General features: G+C 48.3%; 8 protein-coding genes. 5 read left to right on the top strand and 3 right to left on the bottom strand.

Annotated features, from left to right (window positions below; all coding sequences use genetic code 11):
* Positions 1–349 precede the first annotated feature (349 nt).
* Positions 350–496, bottom strand: coding sequence for a hypothetical protein (locus tag BMX55_RS15925; RefSeq protein WP_218144526.1), 147 nt, complete (start codon positions 494–496; stop codon positions 350–352).
* A gap of 212 nt (positions 497–708) precedes the next feature.
* Between BMX55_RS15925 and BMX55_RS15920 the strand changes: the two genes are divergently transcribed.
* From BMX55_RS15920 to BMX55_RS15900, 5 genes are all read left to right on the top strand, one after another.
* Complete coding sequence (locus BMX55_RS15920) at positions 709–993, top strand: hypothetical protein (protein ID WP_091459410.1); 285 nt, start codon at positions 709–711, stop codon at positions 991–993.
* A gap of 58 nt (positions 994–1,051) precedes the next feature.
* Positions 1,052–1,846: a site-specific integrase gene (locus BMX55_RS15915; protein ID WP_218144525.1), complete on the top strand. Its 795-nt coding sequence runs from the start codon at positions 1,052–1,054 to the stop codon at positions 1,844–1,846.
* The gene (locus BMX55_RS15910; RefSeq protein ID WP_091459405.1) at positions 1,843–2,358 is read left to right on the top strand and encodes a hypothetical protein; all 516 of its coding nucleotides are present in this window, start codon (positions 1,843–1,845) and stop codon (positions 2,356–2,358) included. The genes BMX55_RS15915 and BMX55_RS15910 overlap by 4 nt, the downstream gene beginning before the upstream one ends.
* A 236-nt stretch (positions 2,359–2,594) precedes the next feature.
* The gene (locus BMX55_RS15905) at positions 2,595–2,873 is read left to right on the top strand and encodes a hypothetical protein (RefSeq protein ID WP_143059706.1); all 279 of its coding nucleotides are present in this window, start codon (positions 2,595–2,597) and stop codon (positions 2,871–2,873) included.
* Positions 2,874–3,128: 255 nt separating this feature from the next.
* Entirely contained in the window at positions 3,129–4,799 is a 1,671-nt protein-coding gene (locus BMX55_RS15900; protein ID WP_091459401.1) for an ATP-dependent nuclease, read from the top strand.
* Positions 4,800–5,232: 433 nt separating this feature from the next.
* On the opposite strand, the gene BMX55_RS15895 is transcribed toward BMX55_RS15900, so the two are convergent.
* Complete coding sequence (locus BMX55_RS15895) at positions 5,233–5,652, bottom strand: type II toxin-antitoxin system VapC family toxin (protein ID WP_218144524.1); 420 nt, start codon at positions 5,650–5,652, stop codon at positions 5,233–5,235.
* Complete coding sequence (locus BMX55_RS15890; protein ID WP_177172936.1) at positions 5,649–5,942, bottom strand: type II toxin-antitoxin system prevent-host-death family antitoxin; 294 nt, start codon at positions 5,940–5,942, stop codon at positions 5,649–5,651. Before BMX55_RS15890 ends, BMX55_RS15895 begins: the two co-directional genes overlap by 4 nt.
* Positions 5,943–6,647 lie beyond the last annotated feature (705 nt).

The raw sequence follows: 6,647 nt of genomic DNA, 5'->3' as shown, positions 1-6,647 counted from the left end.
ACCTTGACGCGCCACGGCTACCGCATCAAGGACTTGGTGGAGCAGTTCAACGCCAAGCCGGCTGAAATCAAAGCCCTGTTCGCCAACCAGCTCGATCCCACACGCACAGCCGAGCTGCGTGCAGAGCTTCAGATGGCTGGACTGCCGATTTAAAGGAGGCGTTCAAGGCGGGTTGGTGAAGGCTCGGTAGTTGCACTTAATGTTGGCCGGCGGCCATGCAATGCAGGCCTGCGCCGTCAAACGCAAGTTCAGTTGCACTTAATGCTGGCCTGAGGGCGCTGATAGACGCAGTTAATGTTGGCCCAGAAATGCGCTGAATGCAGGCCTGACGCTTTTCAAATGCAAGTCCCTACAGGTAGCCATCATCGAGCGCCGTATCGAGCACATGCGGACGCAGCAAATCCTCAATGAACTGACTCATCTTGCGGCGACCCACGCGCCGGTACAGCCCCTCATACACCGCCTCATCGAGGGTGATCGTCATCTTTTTGTGCATCGTTTATTCCTTTACACGTTATACGTGTATGTATCTTAAACCAAACCACCCCTATTCCGGCTTGGGCCGGAATAGGGGTGGCAAAGTGGCACAAAGCTCGCCATAATGGTGAGGCTATTTCTCGAAACAGCGCCCCGCTGGGTACATATTAAAAATGTACCCAGCGGGGCGCACTACAGCTAGATAAATCTAAGTTACACGCCTCAAAAAGAATGCCTCAAAATTCTGCTGCACCTTTTGACCCAGCAACTGCCCTCGCTGCCGTGCGCGAACACCGAGCAGCAGCCAAGCGGCGACGCACCTGGGGCCGCTCACGCCTGACCCCCTACCGCGCCGAACTGGTCAAACTGCGCCAAGCAGGAGGCAGCTTCGCAGACTTGACCATATGGCTGCGAACAAAGAAGCGCATAAAGATGGACACCTCCAGCGTGCGGCGCTACCTACAAAAACTGCCAGAGCTAGCCCCACCCGACAAACAGGTGAACGAAGGTGGCTAAGAAGACCAGCTTCCGCAGCGCAGCAAAACAAGCTGCTCTTGCGTCACAGTCCCTAAAGTTGTCCAGCGTACGGACAGAAAAAAACTACGAACAGGCACTCACAGGCTTAACGCAATTCATCCAAGAGCAAAAACTAGGCGACCTGCGCAGCTTGACCAAAGAAAAAGCCGAGCGCTATCTCGCCATGCGCAGCCAAGAAGTCGGGCAAAAAACCCTAGACCTCGACCGGCAAGCCATCCAAGCCGTGCTTGGTCAAAACCTTGAAGTCATCAAAAGCGAAAAAGAGCAAGTTCTCAAAAGCCGGGCCTACACCCATGCCCAAGTCACGATGGTGGCAAACGCGCAATCGGAGAAAAATGCCCTCGCAACGCACATTGCAGAATCCGCAGGTTTAAGAGCGCATGAGCTGCTGACACTACGCCCCGTCACAGAACGACCCGCCGACACACACCGTCCCTACAGAGACGACCGCTTCACTGGCCGCCAGCATGTCGCTGTCTACACCGTAGAAGGCAAAGGCGGACTGTGCCGAGAAGTCATCCTCGATAAAGCACTGGCAGCAAAGCTGGAAGAACGCCGCTTAGATACACCGCGCACCGTGTTTGACCGTGAAGTCAGATACGAATCCCACTACGACATAGGTGGTGGACAAAAATGGAGCAATTCATTCAGCGCAGCCAGCAAACGAACATTAGGCTGGAGCACCGGGGCACACGGATTGCGACACCAATATGCCCAATCACGCATGAATGAACTACAAGGCTCAGGCTACGAATACCGCCAAGCCCTCACCATAGTCTCTGAAGAAATGGGGCACTTCCGCCCCGACATCACCGAGGTCTACCTCCGATGAACCTCATCTTCCTCATCGCCGCGCTGGGAGTGAGCTTGGTAGCCGCCTACATGGTCAACGACTGGGCCAGCACACACGGCCTTGCCATCCTCGTAGGCGACACATGGGCCATGCAAGCCAAAGGCTGGCCCGCCGTCTGGCCCACTATCAGCGTGGGCCTACTCGTAGGCACCGTGCTAGGCATCACCATAGGCACAGTCCTATCGGGCCGCCTCGCTCAAGCACTGGAAGCCCAAAAAGACGAAGCCACAGAAAAAGCTCAAAAAGCACTCTCCAAACAACGCCAAGAACTGGCCGCGAAATCTGCAAGAATAGATGCAGAGATCAAAAATGCCATCGCCATTGCCACCGCCAACAGTCAAGAATGGGTAGAAACGCACAGACTGGAAGCTGAAAGCAACAGAATCAAAGCGTTACAGCTAGAGCGAAAAATAGACACCCTAGAAAAACGCATGAAAGGAAGCCAACAAAAAGCCGCTAGACTGAAAAAAGCACAACTGAAGAGCGTTTGAGACGCGAAACCCCACAACTGGGTCTTGTGCCGCAAGCCGATACCACCCCTTGGTATTGGGCCTTCATGGTGAACAAGGGCGCAGCCAAAGCGTATTTGGAGACACCCAAGGTAGTCAAAAAACCTGTTCAGGCATCAGAGCCGAGCACTTGCTAAATCTGACAGGAACCCACACCGAGCAACAGCCGAAAGTGGAAATAGCTCCCAACTATTCAAAGTGGGTTAATGAAAGGAAAGATGAAAACAGAAATGGAAGATGGGCTCTACCAAGCCCGCGCCGGAAATCTTGAAAAACTTGTTTTTGAAGATGACGGCACGAAAAAAATCCGGGTACCTCAACCCGGCTTCGAAGCTGTAGTGACAGTGCAAAAGCGCATGCGCAAGGCATTAAATGGGCACAAACCCGACATAAGCCTCGTTGCAGAAGCCATGCTCCTAGCCGCAGCAGAGATGCCAGACATAGAGGAAAAGGTGAGACTGCACGCCCAGCGTGTGTTCTCTGGAAGCAACTCCTAAAAAACTGCCAGCAATGGTCGCGTGATTAGTCCCTGCGTTAAGGGGGCAAGACGGACACCGGGGGACCGGATTCGCGGGTCACAGTCAACCTTGACCTCCGCCTAGAGCGGAAAGAACTAACTAATCTAATCGCAATTATTGACCAGCTAATGAACGAAAAATTTTCACACCAATCTAAAAAATTCTATTTTTCATTACACTAATTTATTTTTAATTAAATACAAATTTCATTATTTACAAGGAGATAATACGCCAATGAAACTAAAAAGCATTCGAATTAAGAATTTTCGAACCATTAAAAACGAACAACAAATTGATTTTCACGGAAAAACTACCATTGTCGGCCCCAATAATACAGGGAAAACAAATATCCTTCGTGCAATAGAAATGTTTTTTACTGGATTCAAAAACAAATTAAATTACACAACAGAAAATGACCTAACCTTTGGATCAGAGGGCGCACAAACCGTACTAATAGGAAGCTTCACAGGAAATCCAGAAGGTGAGGACAAAGAATTTTATCAAATATACAAAGAGATGCACAACTATCTTGAAATCACAAAAAAACCAACCACTGATTTTCAAATATATCTTTACTTTTCAAAAAATGGTACTCCAACATATAAAATATTCCCTAACGAAAAAGCAAAAAATAAATATCAAGCAACTTTAAAAAAACAAGAATCTGACGCCATAAACATACTTCTCAATCAATTTATTTGTCATTATATTCCGTCATCAAAGAATATTTATAGTCTCTACGAAACCCTTCTACTTCCATTCATAAAATCAAAAATTGCAGATGAGCTCCAAGAAAAAACAACACTAATTCAATCAAAGCTCAATGAAATTTCATCAAACATTAACAACCAACTAACAGAGGCGGCCATTGATAATTTAAAGATCGAAATATCAATCCCAGATAATTCAATCGAAAAAATAATATCAAGCTTCTCATTAAATATTTCAGACCCAGAGACAACTGAAATCAGTAAAAAAGGAATGGGCATACAATCAACAACCATGTTATCATCATTTTTATGGATTACAAAAGAAGAAATAAAAAAGGGAAAATCAGTAATATGGCTAATAGAAGAGCCTGAATCATATCTGCACCCAAAATTAGCAACCTCTTGCGAGAAGATAATAAATAACTTACAAAAAGAATCGTTAGTTATATTATCAACTCATGCTCTTGCATTTGTTAGCAAAAATCCAACAAACACCATCGGAACAACAATAGACGAGAACAAAAATACCAGATTCATAAAATATAAAACCTACACAAAAGCAACCGAATCTATAAGAAATTCATTGGGAGTTAAATTTGGTGACTATTTTAATCTAGGGATATATAACTGTTTTGTAGAAGGAGAGTCAGATAGAGAAATATTCAAATGGGTCTTAGAAAAAATACCAGCAAGCAATAATGAGTTGGAGTATGCTCGTCAATGTGAATTTATGGATTTAGATGGGGTTTCTGGCATTGAATCTTTTATGAAATCAAACTATTACATTATAAACAATGAACGTGCCGTCATCACAATTATTGATGGCGATGACGCAGGCATTAGAGTAAGAAAAATTTTGCAGGGATTTTTTGGAGAGAAAAAAATCCCATTCGAGGCAAACAAAGATTTCATATCTCTACCAACTGGATTTTCCATTGAGGGATTATTTCCTCCTGAATGGATTATAGAAATACACAAAGAAAATCCAAAATGGTTTAAGAACTTTTCTGTTGATATGAACGGAAAAATTCAGCCATTTGAGATAGAAGACGCAAAAAAAAGAACTATTCAAGAATTACTAATGAAAAAAGCTGGTAATGAATCCAACACAAAATGGGCAAATCAATTCATCCAAATACTTACTTCACTAGACAAACTATTACTATTGAAATCCAATAAAATTGAAGTTATTTAATAAGTTGGCTACAGGAAATCTTTCTTCAGCCATGCCACCGAGCCTGCCAATAGTGGGGTCGCTGTAGAAAAGGGAATTTAAAGCAGGCAACAGCCCTGTGGTCACAAGGACTTGGGGGTCGAACCACAAACCCCGACTTAGCTGCAGACCGTTGGCCCAGTCCGTGGCGACTGCTAGCTCCACTTCGGTTGCTTGCTCTGGCTTCGAACTACCCAATGCCAACTGGTCAAAACGGGTAGTTTGTTCCCCCATCTTTTCCCCCGGATGGGACTTGTTCCCCCGTGTTGATGCGTACTTTGCAGGAAGGAGGAAGCGGTGGGCGGAATGCCGTGTCCTTCGACCAATTTTCAGGGTCGTTTTTCTTGGCGCTGGATGGTTGTTGGATGTCCACTAGGTTTGATCCATCCTTGATCTCCAGTGCTTTTTTGACTTTCTACAGCGACTCCCAAGGGTTGAGCACCTGCACCCCCATACCGGCAAAGTCTGCGGTATTGCGCGTGACCAGCGTCAGGCCATGAACTAGGGCTGTGGCGGCGATCAGCGCGTCGTGGGGTGGTGCCGGGTTGGGCACATGCAACCGGGCGCAGCGCTGCACCACCACATCGTCAATGGTCAGGGTGCGTCCAGCAAACAGGCCGCGCACCCCACTTAGCCAAGCGCGCAGGGCCTGCCCTTGGGGCGGTGTGCGCCGCTCCAGCCGCAAAATGCCAATGTCAATCTCCATCCACGAAATCACGCTGACGTATTGCGCTCCCAGTGGCACGCTACTGGCCCACTCCAGCACTTGGCGGTTGGGCTGGGGCTTGCCCATGCGCAGTTCTGACAGCACATTGGTGTCGAGCAAATACATCAAAGCACCCCACCATCGTCGTCCAGGCAAGGGATGCGGCGTAGCAGTTCAGCACCCCCGGCACGTTCGGGCAAATCCAACACCACATCCTCCGGTGCGGCAATGCCCTGCATGGCTTGCAGCAGGCTAGGGCCACCGGTTTGACCGGTCAGCCGGTAATACTCTTCAATGCACAGTACCGCTAATGCCGGTTTTCCCCGTTCGGTGATGATGACTGGCCCCTGCATTGCGGCCCGTTTGATGGCCGTCGCATCACGGGCAAAAGTGCGGCTGTTCATGGTGGCGATGGTCATGGGAACCTCTCCTAAATGATTATTGTCTGTATATTCAGACAATACAATTCTGATTGTCTCAGAATTCAGGCGCGTAGTGGAGCAAACATGAGCGCGGTTGTTTCAGGCAGGGAGTGAATCGGCTCCGACACTGTTGGGCGATCCCAAGAGGCGACAACAAAGCTTTGGCGTATCTTTTCAAGCTTCACAAGCCCACCAAGCCATTTGTTGCCATTACCCTACTCTACCCATTAGCCAAACGCCAAAAGGCCGCGCAGCCCTTGTTTTAGTGCGTTCTAGGGGGTATCGGGGGCGTAGCCCCTGATGTTAGACCTGCTGCCTACGCATCTGCACCGTGTTTGCCGCGTGGCGAAGCCTATGCCTTTTCACTGCTGATGACTCGCGTTTTGAGAACAAAGCCGCGCAGCGGCACCAATTCTTAGCAAAGCAGAAGCCGTTTTACAAGGCGCGGAGTTCGCGTCTTTGGGTGCTACTTCCTACCCCCCCGGCGAAGCCGAGAGGGGGTCTATTTTTGGGTGCCTTTGCCACAGGGCGAAAGTTGCCCACAAGCCCTCGCGCGGATTAAAAACATATTAGAAACCTATTAGCAAGCCGTTTTTACGAGGAGAAGGCCTACCCGGAAAGACGTGTTTGCCTACCCGGAAAGACGTGTTTGCCTACCCGGAAAGACGTGTTTGCCTACCCGGAAAGACGTGTTTGCCTACC

Origin of the sequence: Giesbergeria anulus, assembly GCF_900111115.1 — a bacterium.
In the GTDB taxonomy this organism is placed as follows: Bacteria; Pseudomonadota; Gammaproteobacteria; order Burkholderiales; family Burkholderiaceae_C; genus Simplicispira; species Simplicispira anulus.
Note: the sequence above shows the minus strand (reverse complement) of the source record. Positions and strands in the feature narration are given on the sequence as shown.